Genomic DNA, 17150 nt, shown 5'->3' with positions numbered 1-17150 from the left:
TCCTGCATCGCATCCGTGTGGCGTCCCCGCCTCCTCACCGGCCCCCGAGCGCCTGTCGCCGGGCTGCCTCCATCCTGCGGCAGGCTCTTAGCGCGATTCAAGCGGGCTGCGAAACGCATCGCTGTGTCGTTGTGGGCCTTGTCAGCGCCGCGTTCGCGTGGTCGAACCCGAGCACCCGCGGCGGCTCGGAGACAGCCCTCGCCCGTCCCCCTTCCCGCCGCCAGCGCCCGTCTGCCCGAGGTTCGACCGACGTGCCGACCCTATTCCGTTTCTTCGCCACCCTCGCGATCCTGGCGGGTCTGGTTTTCGCTGCGATGTTCGCCTTGGCGAATTTCGTCCAGCCGACGCCGCGGGAGATGACTGTTTCCATCCCCGCCTCGAAGCTCCAGCCCGGCAACCGTTGAGCGGGTCGGACGTCTCCGGCGATGCCGGCCGGGCGCTCTGCCCCGAGGCCGCCGACTATCTCGACATGCTGGCCGCCGAGCGCGGTGCCGGCCTCAACACCCTGACCGCCTACCGGCGCGATCTGGAGGATTATCTCGGTTACCTCGCCCGGTCGGGGACCGCGCTCGACGCCGTGGATTCCGGCACGCTCCGAGCCTTCCTGATCGATCTCGAGACCCGCGGCCTCAAGGCTTCCTCGGCAGCGCGGCGCCTGTCCTGCGTGCGCGGTTTCCACAAGTTCCTGTACGCCGAGGGGGGCGCCGAGAGCGATCCCAGCGTCGCGGTCTCCGGACCGCGCCGGGGACGGTCGCTGCCCAAGGTGCTCTCCATCGCGGAGGTCGACCGGTTGCTCGCCACCGCGCAGGCGGCCGCCGCCGCCGAGCAGCCGCCGGGGCCGGCCCGCCGGGCACGCCGGATGGTGTGCCTGCTCGAGTTGCTCTACGCCACGGGCCTGCGCGTCTCGGAGCTGGTCGCGCTGCCGCGCGCGGCGGGCGTGAGCCGCGAGCGCTACCTCTTCATCAAGGGCAAGGGCGGCCGCGAGCGCTTGGTCCCCCTGACCGAGGCGGCCTGCGCCGCCATGTCGGCCCATCTTCCGGCGGTGCCGGAGGACTCCGCGTGGCTGTTCCCCGCCGACAGCGACAGCGGCTATCTCACCCGGCAGGCCTTCGCCCGCGACCTGAAGACGCTCGCTGCGGCGGCCGGCCTGCATCCGGACCGCGTCAGCCCCCACGTGCTCCGTCACGCCTTCGCCAGCCATCTCCTGCAGAACGGGGCCGACCTGCGCATCGTCCAAGAGCTGCTCGGTCATGCCGACATTTCGACAACGCAGATCTACACGCACGTGCTCGATGAACGCCTGAAGGCGATGGTCCGCGATCTGCATCCGTTGATGGATGGCTGAGGATCACCGCACAGAACGCGTGGCAATCCTGGTCGATCGCCCCAATTGTATAGGTTATGCGAAATGCCTAAGAGGGGCCTTTCGCCATACCGGTACGCGAGCCAGCCTTTACCAGAGAGAGTTATCCTATGTCAGGCCCTTCGGCCTCGCAGATCGGCGCTGAGCTGGATCAGGCGGGGCACACGCGTGCCGATCAGCCTTCGCAGCAGGAGCGGCAGCGCCTCGACAATCAGCTGTGCTTCGCGGTCTACGCCGCCGCGCACGCCTTCGGTCGCGCCTACAGAAACCTTCTCGGGCGCTACGAGCTGACCTATCCGCAATACATCGTCCTGCTGGTGCTCTGGGAGCAGGACGGCCTTTCGGTGAAGGAGATCGGCAATCGTCTGTTCCTGGATTCAGGGACGCTGACGCCGCTCCTGAAGCGCCTCGAGGCCTCAGGCCGGGTTCGCCGTGCCCGCGACCGGGTCGACGAGCGTCAGGTCAGCATCTTCCTCACCCCGGCCGGCCTAGCCCTGCGCGACGAACTGGCCTGCATCCCCGACGAGGCGGGCGGCCTGACCGGCTTCGACATCCAGGGTCGCAAGGATCTCCTTCACGATCTCGTTACCCTCAGGTTGAGCCTTCAGGCAGGTCTCGCGTCCGACTAGGGACCGCACCCGGCCCGGGAGCGACCGCGCGGTCGCTCCCGGTTCTGGCTTGCGCGAATTCGCGTCTCAGGACTGCGTCTTGAGGTAGGCGATGACGTCGTTGATCTTCTTGTCGTCGGGATAGCCCTGGAAGATCATCTTGGTGCCCGGGACCTTCGCCTTCGGGTTCTTCAGCCACTCGTGCAGGTTGGCCTCGTCCCAGGTGATGCCCGAGTTCTTCAGGGCGGCGGAGTAGTTGTAACCCTCGTAGGTGCCCGCCTTGCGGCCGACGACACCCTTCAAATCAGGGCCCACGCCGTTCTTCTGGAAATTGTGGCACGCCTTGCAGGGAGCGAACGCCTTCTCGCCGGCGGCCGCATCCCCGGCCTCCTGGGCCTGTGCCGCGAGCGGCATGACAACGGCAAGGACGGCGCCGAAAACGAGTGAACGCATGGATTTCCTCCTGTTGGCCACCGTTGCGGCAGCGATGCGGGCAGAGCTTGCCTGCCTGGAATAGCTCTAAATGAATCTGCCCGGCGGGCGCAACGGCCTAGTCTGGCAAAGCCGTCGCCCGTGTTCAGATCGGCGGCCGACCCGGCGCGCCGCCTGCCTCAACACGGTGCGGCCGGTTTGGCTCCCCGGATGGCCGGAAGCCCCGTCCGGCCGCCGGCGGCCGGTCGCGCGCTCACCGCGCCTGTCTCAGACGCCGTGGTAGGTCCGATACCAATCGACGAAGTGCCCGATGCCCGTCTTCAACGGCGTGGCGGGGCGGAATCCGGTCTCGTGCACGAGATCGTCGATGTCGGCGTAGGTCGCCGGAACATCGCCCGGCTGCATAGGCAGCAGGATCTTCTCCGCCTTGCGGCCCAGGGCCGCCTCAAGGAGTGCAATCATCTCCAGAAGCGCCACCGGCTCGTTGTTGCCGATGTTGTAGATCCGGTAGGGGGCGGCGCTGGTCCCCGGATCCGGCTCGGCAGCGCTCCAGGCGGGGTTTGGCGTGGCCGGCCGTTCCGTCAAAGCCCGAATCCCCGCGACGATGTCGTCGATGTAGGTGAAGTCCCGGAGCATTTGCCCTTCGTTGAACACCCGGATCGGCTCGCCCGCCAGGATGGCGCGGGTGAACAGATACAGGGCCATGTCCGGCCGACCCCAGGGGCCGTAGACGGTGAAGAACCGCAGGCCGGTGGTCGGCAGCCCGTAGAGATGGCTGTAGCTGTGCGCCATCAGCTCGTTCGCCTTCTTGGTCGCGGCGTAGAGGCTGAGCGGATGGTCGACGTTCTGATGCACCGAGAAGGGCATGGTCGTGCCGCCGCCGTAGACGGAACTCGATGAGGCGTAGAGCAGATGCTCCACACCCCCGTGGCGGCAGGCCTCCAGAATGTTCAGGAAGCCGACGAGGTTGCTCGCCGCATAGGCATGGGGATCGGTGAGCGAATGACGCACGCCCGCCTGGGCTGCGAGGTGGATCACCGTCCGGAAGTCGTGACGGCGGAACAGCGCGTCGAGGCCGTCCCGGTCCGCGAGGTCGAGCCGCGTGAAGCTGTGGCCCTCGAAGCCCGCGAGACGGGAAAGCCGGGCCTCCTTGAGCCGCACGTCGTAATAGGCGTTGACGCTGTCGAGTCCGACGACCTGGCGGCCGGACTCGAGGAGACGCAAAGCGAGCTGGTTCCCGATGAAGCCGGCGACGCCGGTGATCAAGACAGGGGGCTGTGACATCCGCGGACCGACGGGCGGACAAGCCCGCCGAACGCGCGCTGTAGCATGGGGCCGGAAGCCGACAAATCGGATCGCAGCGGGCGCCGGGAGCGGCGATCCGGGATGCCCCTGCACGGCTTGTCGCCCCGGCTCTGAGCCCTGTAGGTTCGCGGGTGCCGTGCAGACAAACCCGCGACCGCTCCCGGACAGCCTGACGCGCCTGCTCGCCGTGCCGGAGCAGCGGGCGGTCGGAGCGCGTCCCGAGCCTTCGCGCAGGGGCGGCGTGTCACGAACACCGGATCGGCGCTCGGCGCACGCGGCGCTGGAGACAGCGATCCTCCGCGGGTTCGTGTTCGCCGTTTCGGGGGGCGTCTGGCTCGTCGTCCTGGCACTCTCCCTCCGGCACTTCGCACGGTAGGCGCTCCCCGCCGTGCCGCTGCGCCGGCTGCTGTGGATAGCGGGATTTCGTCGGGCCTTCTGCTTCTTCTAACCGTACGCGAACCGCCGAGTTCGCTATTGAGGCACCAAGACGGGGGCGGCTCTGCTGCAAGGATTGAGCGATGTCTCTGACGGGGCGTTTCTGGTTCCGAAAGACCTGGACGGGGCGACTGGTGTTGCTGGTCGAGGAAGAGCGTCCCCGCTGGTTCGGCCGCGGCTCCGGTAAGCCGCGCTGGCGCAACGCCAAGCTCCTCGACTTCGCCGAGCCGGAACTGCGTCCGCTCATGGCCATGGAGAAGCAGCACCGCGCGGCCGGCGTCACCGGCCAAGTGCGGGCCCTCCGCCCGGTCCCGTCCGCACCGGACAGACGCGCCGCGAACGGCTGAGGACGGGCGCGGCTGGGCGGCCTGCGCTGCGGTTTGGTCCAAGGACCGGCGATCCCCACCTATCGCGGATCGCTCCGCCCTGGCGGACGCCTCCGAGCCGGTAAAAGCCATGCCGCGGTACTTCTTCCATACGCATATCGGCGCGGATGTCGTCTCCGACCCGACCGGGACCGAGCTGCGCGATCCGGACGCGGCGTGGGAGATGGCCCAGGAGACGATCCGCGCCGCCCTGCGCAATCCGCAGAATCAGGCCCGGCTGATGACCGCATGCCTCGTGGTCATGGACGATGACGGCGAGGTCGTGCTGGAATTCCCGTTCAGCGAGGCCGTCGTGCTTCCGCCGTCGGAGGATCCGACGCGTCACTGAGAGCGACGACGCGCGCGATCCGCGCCCTACATCGCGGCGCAGCCTACCGATACGGAGCTGCGCCCGAATGGATTCGCCCCCGAACGATCTCGATGCCCGCGCGCTCGGCCGAGCCGCATCCGCCAAGGGCTCGGCCGCGAAAGCCCGCGCCTGCGCGCAGGGGACGGAAGCGCCCGCGCTCCGGCTGTCCGGTCATGACGAAGCCCTGGCGGATGGCGCAGAATCCGCGACCGGCGGTCTCGCCAAGCACCCGGTCGACGGATCGGCCCGCTGATGGACGCCCGGACCGCACCGCATCCCGGCGCACATCATCCTACGCTCGACCGCAAGTCGGTCGGGGCCGTCGTCCTGGGCAATGCTCTCGAGTTCTACGATTTCACGGTCTACGCCTTCTTCGCCAAGCCGATCGGCGAGGCCTTCTTCCCGGCAAACGATCCGACCCACAGCCTGCTGGCGTCGCTCGCCCTGTTCGGCATTGGCTACGTCATGCGGCCCATCGGCGGCGTGCTGATCGGCGCCTTCGCGGACCGTGCCGGCCGCAAGCCCGCGATGCTGATCACCATCGCGCTGATGGCGGTCGGCATGCTGATGCTGGCCGCCTGCCCCGCCTACGCGACGATCGGCGGCTGGGCACAGGTGATCGTCATCGCCGGACGGCTCGTGCAGGGGCTCGCCCTCGGCGGCGAGGTCGGCCCGTCCACCGCCTTCCTGCTGGAGGCGGCGCCGCCGGAGAAGCGCGGCTTCGTGACAAGTTGGCAGATCGCCAGCCAGGGCTGTGCGGCCCTGTTCGCCGGGATCTTCGCGACCGCCCTGGCGCTCGTCCTCGGCGACCAGGCCATGGCGCAATGGGGCTGGCGGCTGATGTTCGCCCTCGGCCTGTGCGTGGTGCCGGTCGGCCTCGTCATCCGCAGTCATCTGCCGGAGACGGCCGGCGCCGAGGAGGATCCGGACGCGGCCGCCTCGACCCTGGCGGTGGTCGGCCGGTTGCTGCGGGAGCATGGCCGGCTGCTGGGCCTGACCTTCCTGGTCATCGCCGCCTCCACCGTGTCGAACGCGGTCGGCACCAACATGCCGGTCTTCGCCGGCGCGACGCTCGGCTTGAGCGAGACGGCCGCCACGGCGGTGCCGATCGCGCTCGGGCTCGCCTCCGTGATCTTCCCGCTGCTCGGCGGCTGGCTCGCCGACCGGGTCGGCCGGCGGCCGGTGATGATCTGGCCGCGTGCGCTGATCCTGATCCTGGCGGTTCCGGCCTTCGCCTGGGTCGTGCAGGCGCCGAGCGCCGCCAGCGTCTACGCGGTCACCTTCCTGCTCTCGGCGCTGTCTTCCATCAACGCCGCCGCGGTGATCGTCGGCATTCCGGAGGCACTGCCGCGGGCCGTCCGCAGCGCCGGGCTGTCGATCGTCTACGCGGTCTCGGTCTCGGTGTTCGGCGGCAGCACCAACTACGTGGTGAACTGGTTGATCGCCACGACCGGCGACCGGCTCGCGCCGGCCTACTATCTCGCCGCGTTCAGCCTCGTCGGGACTGTTGCCGCCTTTTTGCTGCCGGAGACGCGCGGGCGGGACCTCGACGCCGACGCGGAGGCCTGAACAGACCGGCCGCATGCGCCCTGAGCATCGCGGCGCCATGCTCATGCATGCGCCGCGGGGCCAGGTGCCGGTGTATGTGCGCTCGCGCACGGCTCTCGCGGCCAGAGAACCGGTCTCCGGTTTCGAGGCTAGGTCGGCACGCTCGTGGGGCCTAGACCGGCGCCATGCCGAAGCCTTCCGAGACGCGCCGCCCGCTGGTCCTCGCCGCGGTGATGGCGGCGATGTTCATGATCGCCATCGAGGCGACGATCGTCTCGACGGCGATGCCGCAGATCGCCGGACAGCTCGGCGACCTCCACCTCTACGCCTGGGTGTTCGCCTCCTTCCTGCTGACCCAGACGGCCACCACGGTGGTGTTCGGCAAGCTGTCGGACCTCTACGGGCGCCGGCCGGTGCTGCTGTTCGGCATCGCGGTGTTCCTCGCAGGCTCCCTGCTGTGCGGGCTCGCGTGGTCGATGCCCTCGCTGATCCTGTTCCGCCTCGTGCAGGGCGTCGGCGCCGGGGCGATCCAGCCGGTGAGCCTGACCATCGTCGGCGACCTGTATTCGGCCCGCGAGCGCGGCCGGGTCCAAGGCTTCCTCGCCAGTGTCTGGGGGATCTCGTCGGTGGCCGGGCCGCTGGTCGGCGGCCTGATCATCGGCCATCTGAGCTGGCCGTGGATCTTCTGGATCAACCTGCCGATCGGCGTGATCGCGGCCGGCCTGTTCCTGCGCTTCCTCCACGAGGGCGTCGAGCGCCGCAGCCGCCAGATCGACGTGATCGGCGCGGCCCTGTTCACCGCGGCCATCGCGGCGCTGATGCTCGCGCTGACCGAGGCCGGTGAATCGGCCGAAGCCGCCCTGTGGCCGGCGCTGGCCTTCGTGGTGGCCGCGATCCTGTTCGTCGTCCAGGAGCGGCGCGCCCCGGATCCGATGCTCGACATCCGCCTGTGGATGCAGCGCCCCATCGCGACGGCCAACACCGCGACGCTGCTCTCCGGCATGACGGTGATCGGGCTCACGGCGTTCCTGCCGATGTACGTTCAGGGCGTTCTGCGGCAATCGCCCCTCATCGCCGGCCTGACGCTGACCCTGATGGTCCTCGGCTGGCCGATCGGCGCCACCACGGCGGCGCGCAGCTTCGTGCGGTTCGGCCTGCGCCCGATCCTGCTGGTCGGCGCGACCCTCCTGCCCCTCGGCGCGATCGCCTTCGTGGCGCTCGGGCCGGACACATCCCCCGTGGTGGCGGCCTGCGGCTCCGTGGTGATGGGGCTCGGCATGGGCTTCCTGTCCACCGCCGCCATCGTGATCATCCAGGACAGCGTCGCCTGGGCGCAGCGCGGGGCGGCGACGGCCTCGAACATCTTCTCGCGCAATCTCGGCTCGACCCTCGGCGCCACCGTGCTGGGCGCCGTGCTGAACTACCGGCTGGCGCACCCGTCGAGCGGCCCGGCGGTGAATTCCGACCAGCTCCGCCGCCTGCTCGACGATCCCGGCAGCCTCGGCGCCGGCGGCGAAGCCATCCGGCACGGGCTGCAGCACGCCCTGCACGGCACGTTCTGGACGGTTTTCGTCGTGGCGGTGCTGACGCTGCTCCTGTCGCTCCTCGTTCCGCGGGTGGCGATCTCGGACCGTCCGCGCGAACTCGCCGTGGAGTAGCGTCGCAGCGCTCCGGCCGAACGACCGCATCTCCACAGCGGACCTTTGACTGTCCTGCCGGAGCCCCCTAGCGTCCGGCCATGCCCCTCGTGCCGCCCCCGCGCCCCGCAGCCCAGCCCGCGGCGGATATCCCGCCGACCCGCGTGCTCAATGCCAACCAGCCCGAATGGTCGGTGGGCGAACTGGCCGGTGCCCTGAAACGCACGCTGGAGGACGCCTTCGGCCATGTCCGCCTGCGCGGCGAGATCTCGGGCTATCGCGGCCAGCACGGCTCGGGCCACGCCTATTTCTCCCTGAAGGACGGGCAGGCGCGGATCGACGCGGTGGTCTGGAAGGGTGTGTTCGGCCGCCTGCGCCAGCGCCCCCAGGAGGGGCTGGAGGTCGTCGCCACCGGTCGCATCACCACCTTTCCCGGGAAGTCTTCCTATCAGATCGTCATCGAGAACCTGGAGCCGGCGGGTCTCGGGGCCTGGATGGCTCTTCTGGAGGAGCGCAAGAAGCTGCTCGCCGCCGAGGGGCTGTTCGCCCCCGAGCACAAGCGGCCCATCCCCTACCTGCCGCAGGTCGTCGGCGTCGTCACTTCGCCGACCGGCGCGGTGATCCGCGACATCCTCCACAGGCTGGAGGACCGGTTCCCGCGGCCCGTCCTGGTCTGGCCGGTGCGGGTCCAGGGCGACGGCGCGGCCGAGGAGGTCGCGGCCGCGATCCGCGGCTTCAACGCGCTTCCGGCGGGCGGCGCGATCCCGCGCCCGGACGTGCTGATCGTCGCCCGTGGCGGCGGCTCCATCGAGGATCTCTGGGCCTTCAACGAGGAATGCGTCGTCCGCGCCGCCTTCGAGAGCGCGATCCCGCTGATCTCGGCGGTCGGGCACGAGACCGACACCACGCTGATCGACTACGTGTCCGACCGCCGGGCGCCGACCCCGACGGGCGCCGCCGAGATGGCGGTGCCGGTCCGCGCCGACCTGATCGCCACGGTGGCGGACCTCTCCGCCCGTGGCAGAGGGGCGGTCGGGCGCCGGATCGACCGCGACCGGTCGGATCTGCGCGCCCTCGGACGTGCTCTGCCCAGTGCCGACGCCCTGCTGGCGGCCAAGCGCCAGCGGCTCGACCTCGCCGAGGCGCGCCTCGCCCCGGCCCTCGCGGCGGGCGCCAGCCGCCATCGCGCGCGGCTCCAGCTCCTCCTCGACCGGATGGCCCGGCGCTCGCCCGACGTGGTCCTCGCCAACGCCCGCGCGCGGCTGGCGCGGATCGACCACCGGCCGCTCAATGCCCTGCGCAACGACGTCCAGCGCAAGGGCGAAGCCCTGATCCAGCTCGGGCGGCGCCTCGTCGTCGCGCGGGAGGCCGGCCTGGAACGGGCCCGGGCGCTGCAGGCGCGCCACACCGACCGCCTGCACGCGCTGTCGGAGCGCCTCGCCCAGGCCGGGGCGCGCAGTATCGAGCGCCGCCGCGACCGTCTGGACGGGCTGGCGGGCCTGCTCGGTTCGCTCAGCTACCGCGCCGTGCTCGACCGCGGCTACGTGCTGGTGCGCGATGCCGCGGGGCTGCCGATGCGCCGCGCCGCGGATGCGGCGGCGGCCACCCGCCTCAGTCTGCAATTCGCCGACGGGACCGTGACGGCCGTGCCCGACGGGACGGCCGATCCGTCCGGGACGTCCGATCCATCCCCGTCGGCGAAGCCCGCGCGTCGCGGCGGCGCGGCCTCGCCGGCAACGTCGGGCAGGCGGACCGGTACGCGCCCTGCCCCGACGCGGCAGGGCTCGCTCTTCGACGCCTGAGACGACGGCCGGAGCGGGTGCGGGACTGGGCCGCGATCCGGCTCGCGTCTCAGCCGGGCTCCGGACCGACCCGATAGTGATAGCGGTACAGTTCGCGCTCGAAGCCGAGGGCGCGGTAGAGCGCCCGCGCCGGCGTGTTCGCCGCGACGACCTGCAGGCAGGCCGCCCGGACGCCCTCCGCCCTCCCCCAGCGCAGCAGCGCGGCCACGGCGCGCCGGGCATGGCCGCGGCCGCGCAGGGGTTCGGGCGTGGCCACCGCCTCGATGACCAGACAACCACCGTCGAGCACCCCGAAGGCGATCGCGCCGATCCCGCCCTCGGCCGCGGCCGCCGCGAAGGCCCGCGGCAGGGACAGGGCGGCGACGGTGTCGCGGAAGACCTGCGCGGCTGCGGCGTCCGCGTGGTTCACGGCATCGCGCACCGCCAGCCAGTCCTCACCGGGGACGGCGGCGACCGTCGCTGCCGGCTCAGGCACCGCCGGCAGGTCATCGAGCGCGCGGAGCAGCGTGCAGGTCTCGTCCACGACGGCGAAGTCCGCGTGAGACAGGAGCGGCTCCATCTGCGGAGCGATCGCCGGAATCCGGAAGATCGCGCGCCGCCCCAGACGCTCGTAGATGGCGCGCGCGGCCTCGATGGCCGGTCCGGGCGCGCCGCTCCCCCGCATGGGGGTCACGGAATTCTGCCGCTTCGAACGCCCGCCCGCGGCGCGCAGCAGGTAGCCGTGGATCAGGAGTTCGCGCGGGCTCGGCCAGGCGTTGAGGCAGGCTTCTTCCACGCGCCAGGCCTGTTCAAGATCCGTCACCACGGTCTCCTCCGTATGCCCTGATCGCACGCCGTCCCGGCTTGACCGTTCGGTCCGGGGCAAAACGTCGGCCATGCGGCGTCGCGTACGCTTGAAGCACTCTGGCACCGCGCGATGTCTCCGCAATGTCCGAACCTGAAGTCCTGTTCTGCCTTCACTTCCTGGGGGGCAGCGCCCGAAGCTGGGAGCCTTTGGCGCGTGCCCTCGCGGGGACGCCGCTGACATGTGTGCCGGTCGACTTGCCGGGCTTCGGCGATGCCGCCGGCACGCCGGGCTATTCCGTCGCCGCGATGGCCGATCACGTGGCCGAAGCCATCCGCGCGCGGGCTCCGGCCCGGTTCGGGATCGCCGGTCACAGCATGGGGGCAAAGGTCGCCTTGGCCTTGGCGCGCCGGGCCGAGGATGGCGAAGCGGGCCTGACCGGCCTCACCGATCTCATCCTGGTCTCCGGCTCGCCGCCGAGCCCGGAGCCGATCCCGGAGGACCGGCGCGCCAAGATGCTCGCCTGGATCGATGCGGATCCCGAGACGCGGCGGCGCGAGGCTCAGGCCTTCATACGCGCGAATGTCGGCGACCGGCTGGACCCTGAGACCGAGGAACGGGCGGTAGCCGACGTCCTGCGGGCCGCGCCGGCCGCCTGGAAGGCTTGGCTCGAGGCGGGCGCCAACGAGGATTGGTGCCGCCGCGTCGGCGTCCTGCGCACCCCGGCGCTGATTCTGGCCGGATCCGAGGACGCCGACCTCGGACCCGACGCGCAGCAGGCCCTGACGGCGCCCCACCTCGCACATCATCGCCTCGTGACGGTCGACGGCGTCGGCCATCTCCTGCCGCTGGAGCGGCCGGCCGCCCTGGCCGACGGGCTGCGCGCCCATGTCGACGACCGGCCCCGCCGACCGGTTGAGGCAGCCCCGGCGGTGGCGCCGGACTACGCGGCGCTGATCGCCTCCGAGCGGGTCAACGGCCGCCTGCGCCAGGCGCTCGCGGAGCGCGCCGCGCCGGACGACCCCGCCTATCGACCGGCAGCCATCGACCCTGTGGAACTCGCGATCCTGCGGGCCGCCCTCGCCCGGGTGATGCCGGTGCCGCATCTCGATCTCGCAGCCCGCCTCGATCGGCGGCTGGCGTCCGGCGCCGGCGACGGCTGGCGCTTCTCGGCCCTACCGCCGGACGCGGACGCCTACCGCGCCGCCCTGCGCACCCTGGATGCCGCAGCCCGGGCCGCGCAGGGCCGCCCGTTCACAACCCTCGACGCGCCACGGCAGGACGCGCTGCTCACCCTTTGCCAGCGTGGGGATCTGACGGTCACGGACGCCCTCGGAGGCCGGCTCGACGCCGACCGGATGCGGTTCTGGTTCGAGGATCTCCGCGCCGACGCGGTGCGGCTCTGGCTCGGCCACCCGGCTGCGCTGGCCCGGATCGGCTTCTCGGGCATCGGTGCCGGCGGCGACCGGCCGGGAGAAATCGCCGACGGCCTGCCGGGCTTCCACGCGGTCGGGCTCGACGCGCCGGAACCCTGGGAGCCCCAAGCGCTGCAGACGGAGGCAGGACGATGAATCTCGCGGGCATGCGGACCTACCGCGCGGACGACGTCGTCGATGCGGTCGTGGTGGGGACTGGCGCGGGCGGCGCGCCGCTCCTCGCGCGCCTCGCCGCCGCGGGCCTCAGGGTCGTGGCTCTGGAGGCTGGACCGAACTTCACGCCGGAGCGCTTCGCCTTCGACGAGACGCTGGCGGACGAGATCTACTGGACCGAGGAGCGGCTGAGCGGCGGCGCGACCCCGGAGGCCTTCGGGGCGAACAACAGCGGCACGGGTGTCGGCGGCTCGACGCTGCACTGGGGTGCCTTCGTGCCCCGGGCCGACACCCGCGACCTCCGGCTCCATACGGAGACCGGCGAAGGCGTCGACTGGCCGCTGACCTACGAGGACCTGCTTCCGTTCTACGAGCGGGTGGAGCGGTTTCTCGGCGTGTCGGGCGCGCCGAGCTATCCGTGGGATGCCGGCCGGCGCTATCCCCTGCCCCCGGTCCCGCGGAATGGCCCGGCCGACATCATGGCGCGGGCCTGCGAGGCCCGCGGCATCCGGTGGGCGGATGCGCCCGCCGCCGTGGTCTCCCAGGATTTCCAGTCCGAGGACGGACCCCGCCGCAACGCCTGCATCAATTGTGGCTTCTGCCACCAGGGCTGCCGCACGGGCGCCAAGGCGAGCATGGACGTGACCTACCTGCCGTACGCGGTGGCCCACGGTGCCGAGATCCGGGCCGAGGCCTTCGTCCACGGCCTGGAGCGCGCTGCCGACGGCCGGGTCACCGGCGTGGTCTACCGCCAGGACGGCGAGGATCGCCGGCAGCGGTGCGGCGCCGTTTTCCTCTGTGCCGGGGCCGTCGAGACTCCGCGCCTGCTGCTCAATCTCGGGCTCGCCAATTCCAGCGGCCAGATCGGGCGCAACTACATGGGGCACGTGGCGACCCAGGTCTGGGGCACCTTCGACAACGAGGTCCGGATGAACCGGGGCTATCCGTCCTCGCTGATCACCGAGGATTTCATCCGCGCCGGCGCCGACTTCGCCGGCGGTTACCTCATCCAGAGCCTCGGCGTGGTGCCGGTGACCTTCGGCAATGCGGTGGCGCGGGGGCGCGGCCTGTGGGGGAAGCCGCTCCTCGACTACCTCGACCGCTACAACCGCCTCGCCGGCATCGGCATCAACGGCGAGACCCTGCCCTGCGACGCCAACGTGCTGACCCTCGCCGACGAGACCGACGCGCACGGGATGCGCAAGGCCCATATCAGCTTCGGCTACGGCACCAACGAGGACCGCCTCAACGCGCATGCCACGAAGGTCATGCGCGGGCTCTGGGAGGAGGCGGGGGCCGAGGACATCTGGGTGCTGGAGCGCGTCGCCCACACGCTCGGGACCTGCCGGATGGGCCGCGACGGGTCGAGCGCCGTCGTCGATCCGCACGGCCGCAGCTTCGACATCGACAACCTGTGGATCTGCGACGGCTCGACCTTCCCGAGTTCGCTCGCGGCGAACCCGGCGCTGACCATCATGGCGCTCAGCCTGCGCAGTGCGGAGGCGTTCCTGGCCGGTCGGGCCTGAGGATGCCTCAGCCCGAAGCGGCGCGCAGGTCCGCGAGCCCGTGCCGCTGCCGGCCCTCCCCGTCGAAATTCGACGGGTCCAGCCATGCGGCGAAGCCGGCGCGGACCCGCGGCCACTCGGCGGCGGTGATCGAGAACCACGCCGTGTCGCGGGAGCGGCCCTTCACCACGACGGCGTTGCGGAAGATGCCCTCGAAGGTGAAGCCCAGCCGCAGTGCCGCCGCCCGGGACGGGGCGTTGAGGCTGTCGCACTTCCACTCGTAGCGCCGGTAGCCGAGTTCTTCGAAGGCCCGGGTCATCATCAGCGCCATCGCCTCCGTGGCGGCGGGCGAGCGCTGCAGACGCGGCCCGAAATGGAGATGGCCAACCTCGATCACGCCGTTACCCGGATCGATCCGGAGATACGAGGCGATCCCGAGCGCGTCGCCGCGCGCGGGATCGAGGATCGCGTAGAACAGCGGATCCTCGCTTGTCTGCTGGGTTTCCAGCCGCGCCCGGTAGGCCGCCGCGCTCTTTGGCATCTCGTCGCCGAGGTAGGTCCAGCCGCGCGTGTCGGGGGCAGCGCTGTAGGTCTCGAACAGGGCCCCGCCATGGGCGGCGGCGTCGAGCGGGACGAGCCGGCAGGTGCGGCCCTCCATGGGCGTCCGCGGCGGGCGCGGACGCGGGCTCCAGTCCGGCAGCGCCGGGCCGATGGGTTGGCCGAAGGCGTTGAAGCGCGCGCTCACAGGCCGCTCCGCTCGGCGACCAGCCCGGCGAGACCCGCCTCGCCCTCGGCGCGCAACCCCGCGATGACCCCGTGTCGGTCGGCCTCGGGCCTGTTCTGGCTCATCTTCCACTTCCCCTCGATCCGCGTGATCGGAATCTCGATGCCGATGATTCCCCGGACCTGGGCGGCCACAAAGGGCTCCGGCGCGTCGGCCACCGCCCACGGCTCGGCCCGCGGCAACTCGCGCAGGGCGGTGAGGTCGGCGACCTGGCGCCCGAGCCACTCCACATCCTCGATCATCTGCGGCCGGCCCCAGGCATGGACGGTGGCGTAGTTCCAGGTCGGGACGACGCGGCCGTGCTCGCGCTTGCTCGCGTACCAGCTCGGGGTGACGTAGCCCTGCGGCCCCTGGAACACGATCAGGCATTCCTCCACCGCGGCGAGATCCAGGCCCTGCGGGTTGGCGCGGGCGATATGCGCCCGCAGCACGCCGTGCGGCCCGGCCTCATCCAGCAGGAACGGGATCGGGTTCGCCGTCAGGCCGCCCGAGCCGGCCGTGATCAGCAGGCCGAGGGGATAGGCGCGGATCAGCGCGTGCTGAGCGGCGCGCGAATCGTCCCGGAAGTGAGGCGGCTGGTACATGGGTCCGTCCTGCGGCGGTGATGCCCACGCGTGCTTGACCGTTCGGCGGTCCAGGCGAAAGGTCCAATTCTCGAACTGCAACTGGACCAGTTTGCGCCATGTCCCGAAGCCCCCTGCCGCTGACGCTGGCCTTGGATGCCGCTGCCTCGACGCCGCTGCACGCGCAGCTCCGGGAGGGCCTGCGCGCCGCGATCCTCGACCGCCGCCTGCCGCGCGGGGCCCGGCTTCCGGCCTCGCGGGTCCTGGCGGCCGATCTCGGCTGCGCGCGCGGAACCGTGGTCCTGGCGCTGGAGCAGCTGACCGCCGAGGGCTACCTGACGGCGCGGCCGGGCTCGGCGACGCGCGTCGCCGCGACCCTTCCCGACGACGCGCTCCCCGCGCCAGGCCCGATCCGGCGACCGGGCGCCGAGCCGGCGCCGAACCTGTCGGGCCGCGGCGCCCGCCTCGTCTCCGCTCCGGCACGGCGCTACATGGCGGGGCCGGGCGTGCCCGACGCCTTCGCCCTCGGCCGGCCTGCGCAGGACGCCTTCCCGTTCGAGGTCTGGGCTCGCCTGCTCCAGGCCGAGTGGCGCCACGGTCCGACGGAGAAGCCCGACCCGCGCGGATCGCCGGCCCTGCGCGGCGCCATCGCCGCCTATCTGGCACAGGCCCGCGGCGTCGCCTGCGAGCCCGAGGACGTCATCGTCACGGCGGGCATCCGCCAGAGCCTGCGCCTGCTCGCCGAGCTGCTGCTCGATCCCGGCGAGACCGCCCTGGTCGAGGAGCCGGGTTTCCCCGGCATCGCGCAGGCCCTCGCCAGCGCCGGCCTGCGCCCGGTGCCCGTCCCGGTCGGTCCAGGCGGCCTGTCGGTGGCCCTGGCCGCCGCGCCGGCGGCGGAGGCGCGGCTCGCGGTGGTGACGCCGGCCCACCATTACCCCCTCGGGTACGCCATGAGCCTGGAGAACCGCCTCGACCTCCTGGCCTGGGCCGAGGCGGTCTCGGGCTGGATCGTCGAGGACGACTACGACGGAGCCTATCGCTATGCCGGGCGTCCGCTGGCGCCCTTGCGGGCCCTCGATCGCGGTGGACGGGTGATCTATGTCGGCAGCTTCTCCAAGCTGCTGCTCCCCGCACTGGGCTTGAGCTATCTCGTGCTGCCGCGCGGGCTCGTGGCGCCGGTGAATCAGGCCCTCGCGGAGACGGGGCCCGCCCCGCCCGGGATCGGTCAGTGGGCGCTGGCCCGGTTCATCGAGGACGGACACCTCGCCGGCCATCTCCGCCGGACGCGACGCCTCTACGCCCTGCGCCAGGAGGCGCTGATCGAGGCCGCGCGCCGCCATGCCGGGGATGTCGCCGTAATCGCCCCCATGGAGGGCGGGATGCACGTCATCGCCCGGCCGGGGCCAGCCTGGGCCGCAGCCCTCACCGACGTGGCCGCCGCAGCCGCACTCGGCCGGGCGGGAATCTCCGCGGTCGCGCTCTCGGCCTATCATGCCGGGCCGGCGGAGCCGGGCTTGCTGCTCGGCTATGCCGCTGTGCCGGAGCGGGCGATCGACCCGGCCGTGCTGCGCCTGGCGGAGACCCTGCGCGCCGTCCCGATCACTCCGGTCGCGGTGTCAGCGTGACGACGGTGCGCCCCTGGTCGGCCCGCACGTCCAGGCTCCGCAGGGCCTTCATCCGGACGGTCGCGCCGCGGTCCGGTGCGACGCGCACGATGCGTTCCCCGTCGATGCGCAGGCTGAAGGCGGTCTCCCCCGTGACCCGCAGCAGCCTTGCGCCCCGGAAGGGCGCGAGGGTCACAGGCGTCCAGCCGGCCTGAGCCGTGATCCGGACCGGCGCGGGACGCCCCGCCCGCCTGCCCTGCGCGAGCCACGCGAGCGCGCCGATGGTGAAGAGCGCCAGCACGACCCGGCGGGGCCGCGGCGCGCGGCGGTCGATGCAATGGAGGCGCTGGGGGAAGCAGGGCTTCCGGGGCGGACGGCGCCGTCGCGCGCGCGGGTCGGTCCAATTCCGGTGACGGCACCAGCAGGACGTGGACCGCGGGGACGGGCCCGTCATCC

At 71.9% G+C, this 17150-nt stretch carries 18 protein-coding genes; 12 read left to right on the top strand and 6 right to left on the bottom strand.

Annotated elements, in window-relative coordinates:
• Positions 1-251: 251 nt before the first annotated feature.
• From P9K36_RS04800 to P9K36_RS04790, 3 genes are all read left to right on the top strand, one after another.
• Positions 252-404 carry a hypothetical protein gene (locus P9K36_RS04800; protein ID WP_043351982.1) on the top strand — a complete coding sequence of 51 codons (153 nt, stop codon included), beginning with the start codon at positions 252-254 and terminating at the stop codon, positions 402-404.
• A gap of 65 nt (positions 405-469) precedes the next feature.
• Entirely contained in the window at positions 470-1345 is an 876-nt protein-coding gene (locus P9K36_RS04795) for a site-specific tyrosine recombinase XerD (protein WP_051044825.1), read from the top strand.
• A gap of 128 nt (positions 1346-1473) precedes the next feature.
• The gene (locus P9K36_RS04790; RefSeq protein WP_043383865.1) at positions 1474-1992 is read left to right on the top strand and encodes a MarR family transcriptional regulator; all 519 of its coding nucleotides are present in this window, start codon (positions 1474-1476) and stop codon (positions 1990-1992) included.
• A gap of 66 nt (positions 1993-2058) precedes the next feature.
• Here P9K36_RS04790 and P9K36_RS04785 read toward each other — a convergent pair whose 3' ends face one another.
• Both P9K36_RS04785 and P9K36_RS04780 read right to left on the bottom strand, forming a co-directional pair.
• The gene (locus tag P9K36_RS04785) at positions 2059-2424 is read right to left on the bottom strand and encodes a cytochrome c family protein (protein ID WP_024831013.1); all 366 of its coding nucleotides are present in this window, start codon (positions 2422-2424) and stop codon (positions 2059-2061) included.
• Between the two features lie 246 nt (positions 2425-2670).
• A complete protein-coding gene (locus P9K36_RS04780) occupies positions 2671-3687 on the bottom strand; it encodes an NAD-dependent epimerase (RefSeq protein ID WP_111474210.1) in 1017 nt (338 codons plus the stop codon).
• A 539-nt stretch (positions 3688-4226) separates the two neighbouring features.
• On the opposite strand from P9K36_RS04780, the gene P9K36_RS04775 reads away from it, so the two are divergent.
• The 6 genes from P9K36_RS04775 to xseA all read left to right on the top strand — a co-directional run bounded on the left by P9K36_RS04775 (position 4227) and on the right by xseA (position 9865).
• Positions 4227-4490 carry a hypothetical protein gene (locus P9K36_RS04775; RefSeq protein WP_043351989.1) on the top strand — a complete coding sequence of 88 codons (264 nt, stop codon included), beginning with the start codon at positions 4227-4229 and terminating at the stop codon, positions 4488-4490.
• A 109-nt stretch (positions 4491-4599) separates the two neighbouring features.
• A complete protein-coding gene (locus tag P9K36_RS04770) occupies positions 4600-4857 on the top strand; it encodes a hypothetical protein (RefSeq protein WP_043351991.1) in 258 nt (85 codons plus the stop codon).
• 67 nt (positions 4858-4924) lie between these two features.
• Positions 4925-5131 carry a hypothetical protein gene (locus tag P9K36_RS04765; protein ID WP_043755776.1) on the top strand — a complete coding sequence of 69 codons (207 nt, stop codon included), beginning with the start codon at positions 4925-4927 and terminating at the stop codon, positions 5129-5131.
• Positions 5131-6447, top strand: a complete 1317-nt coding sequence (locus P9K36_RS04760; protein ID WP_043383873.1) for an MFS transporter — start codon at positions 5131-5133, stop codon at positions 6445-6447. Before P9K36_RS04765 ends, P9K36_RS04760 begins: the two co-directional genes overlap by 1 nt.
• 164 nt (positions 6448-6611) lie before the next feature.
• On the top strand, positions 6612-8084 hold the full coding sequence (locus P9K36_RS04755) for an MDR family MFS transporter (protein WP_043351996.1): 1473 nt from the start codon (positions 6612-6614) through the stop codon (positions 8082-8084).
• Positions 8085-8164: 80 nt separating this feature from the next.
• The gene (gene xseA, locus P9K36_RS04750) at positions 8165-9865 is read left to right on the top strand and encodes an exodeoxyribonuclease VII large subunit (protein ID WP_111474213.1); all 1701 of its coding nucleotides are present in this window, start codon (positions 8165-8167) and stop codon (positions 9863-9865) included.
• A 49-nt stretch (positions 9866-9914) separates the two neighbouring features.
• On the opposite strand, the gene P9K36_RS04745 is transcribed toward xseA, so the two are convergent.
• Positions 9915-10667 carry a GNAT family N-acetyltransferase gene (locus P9K36_RS04745; RefSeq protein WP_043755771.1) on the bottom strand — a complete coding sequence of 251 codons (753 nt, stop codon included), beginning with the start codon at positions 10665-10667 and terminating at the stop codon, positions 9915-9917.
• A gap of 125 nt (positions 10668-10792) precedes the next feature.
• On the opposite strand from P9K36_RS04745, the gene P9K36_RS04740 reads away from it, so the two are divergent.
• Together P9K36_RS04740 and P9K36_RS04735 are read left to right on the top strand one after the other, a co-directional pair.
• Entirely contained in the window at positions 10793-12220 is a 1428-nt protein-coding gene (locus tag P9K36_RS04740; RefSeq protein ID WP_043755769.1) for an alpha/beta hydrolase, read from the top strand.
• Entirely contained in the window at positions 12217-13764 is a 1548-nt protein-coding gene (locus P9K36_RS04735) for a GMC family oxidoreductase (RefSeq protein WP_043755767.1), read from the top strand. Before P9K36_RS04740 ends, P9K36_RS04735 begins: the two co-directional genes overlap by 4 nt.
• A 7-nt stretch (positions 13765-13771) precedes the next feature.
• Here P9K36_RS04735 and P9K36_RS04730 read toward each other — a convergent pair whose 3' ends face one another.
• Together P9K36_RS04730 and P9K36_RS04725 are read right to left on the bottom strand one after the other, a co-directional pair.
• Positions 13772-14488, bottom strand: coding sequence for a GNAT family protein (locus P9K36_RS04730; protein ID WP_043755764.1), 717 nt, complete (start codon positions 14486-14488; stop codon positions 13772-13774).
• Complete coding sequence (locus tag P9K36_RS04725; RefSeq protein ID WP_043755763.1) at positions 14485-15111, bottom strand: FMN-binding negative transcriptional regulator; 627 nt, start codon at positions 15109-15111, stop codon at positions 14485-14487. The genes P9K36_RS04730 and P9K36_RS04725 overlap by 4 nt, the downstream gene beginning before the upstream one ends.
• Positions 15112-15209: 98 nt before the next feature.
• Between P9K36_RS04725 and P9K36_RS04720 the strand changes: the two genes are divergently transcribed.
• Positions 15210-16715 carry a PLP-dependent aminotransferase family protein gene (locus P9K36_RS04720; protein ID WP_043755761.1) on the top strand — a complete coding sequence of 502 codons (1506 nt, stop codon included), beginning with the start codon at positions 15210-15212 and terminating at the stop codon, positions 16713-16715.
• On the opposite strand, the gene P9K36_RS04715 is transcribed toward P9K36_RS04720, so the two are convergent.
• Positions 16690-16995, bottom strand: a complete 306-nt coding sequence (locus P9K36_RS04715; RefSeq protein ID WP_043755759.1) for a hypothetical protein — start codon at positions 16993-16995, stop codon at positions 16690-16692. The genes P9K36_RS04720 and P9K36_RS04715 overlap by 26 nt on opposite strands.
• Between the last annotated feature and the right edge of the window lie 155 nt (positions 16996-17150).

It is taken from the genome of Methylobacterium sp. 391_Methyba4, assembly GCF_029691625.1.
Taxonomy (GTDB): Bacteria; Pseudomonadota; Alphaproteobacteria; order Rhizobiales; family Beijerinckiaceae; genus Methylobacterium; species Methylobacterium fujisawaense.
The sequence above is the reverse complement of the archived record's forward strand: the minus strand, read 5'-3'. Positions and strand labels throughout refer to the sequence as shown.

Bases quoted from the DNA above. Each gene is read 5' to 3' on its own strand.
- P9K36_RS04775 (WP_043351989.1), top strand. From the start codon at position 4,227: ATGTCTCTGACGGGGCGTTTCTGGTTCCGAAAGACCTGGACGGGGCGA.
- P9K36_RS04735 (WP_043755767.1), top strand. From the start codon at position 12,217: ATGAATCTCGCGGGCATGCGGACCTACCGCGCGGACGACGTCGTCGAT.
- P9K36_RS04725 (WP_043755763.1), bottom strand. From the start codon at position 15,111: ATGTACCAGCCGCCTCACTTCCGGGACGATTCGCGCGCCGCTCAGCAC.
- xseA (WP_111474213.1), top strand. From the start codon at position 8,165: ATGCCCCTCGTGCCGCCCCCGCGCCCCGCAGCCCAGCCCGCGGCGGAT.
- P9K36_RS04740 (WP_043755769.1), top strand. From the start codon at position 10,793: ATGTCCGAACCTGAAGTCCTGTTCTGCCTTCACTTCCTGGGGGGCAGC.
- P9K36_RS04795 (WP_051044825.1), top strand. From the start codon at position 470: ATGCTGGCCGCCGAGCGCGGTGCCGGCCTCAACACCCTGACCGCCTAC.
- P9K36_RS04760 (WP_043383873.1), top strand. From the start codon at position 5,131: ATGGACGCCCGGACCGCACCGCATCCCGGCGCACATCATCCTACGCTC.
- P9K36_RS04755 (WP_043351996.1), top strand. From the start codon at position 6,612: ATGCCGAAGCCTTCCGAGACGCGCCGCCCGCTGGTCCTCGCCGCGGTG.
- P9K36_RS04780 (WP_111474210.1), bottom strand. From the start codon at position 3,687: ATGTCACAGCCCCCTGTCTTGATCACCGGCGTCGCCGGCTTCATCGGG.
- P9K36_RS04790 (WP_043383865.1), top strand. From the start codon at position 1,474: ATGTCAGGCCCTTCGGCCTCGCAGATCGGCGCTGAGCTGGATCAGGCG.
- P9K36_RS04765 (WP_043755776.1), top strand. From the start codon at position 4,925: ATGGATTCGCCCCCGAACGATCTCGATGCCCGCGCGCTCGGCCGAGCC.
- P9K36_RS04720 (WP_043755761.1), top strand. From the start codon at position 15,210: ATGTCCCGAAGCCCCCTGCCGCTGACGCTGGCCTTGGATGCCGCTGCC.
- P9K36_RS04785 (WP_024831013.1), bottom strand. From the start codon at position 2,424: ATGCGTTCACTCGTTTTCGGCGCCGTCCTTGCCGTTGTCATGCCGCTC.
- P9K36_RS04770 (WP_043351991.1), top strand. From the start codon at position 4,600: ATGCCGCGGTACTTCTTCCATACGCATATCGGCGCGGATGTCGTCTCC.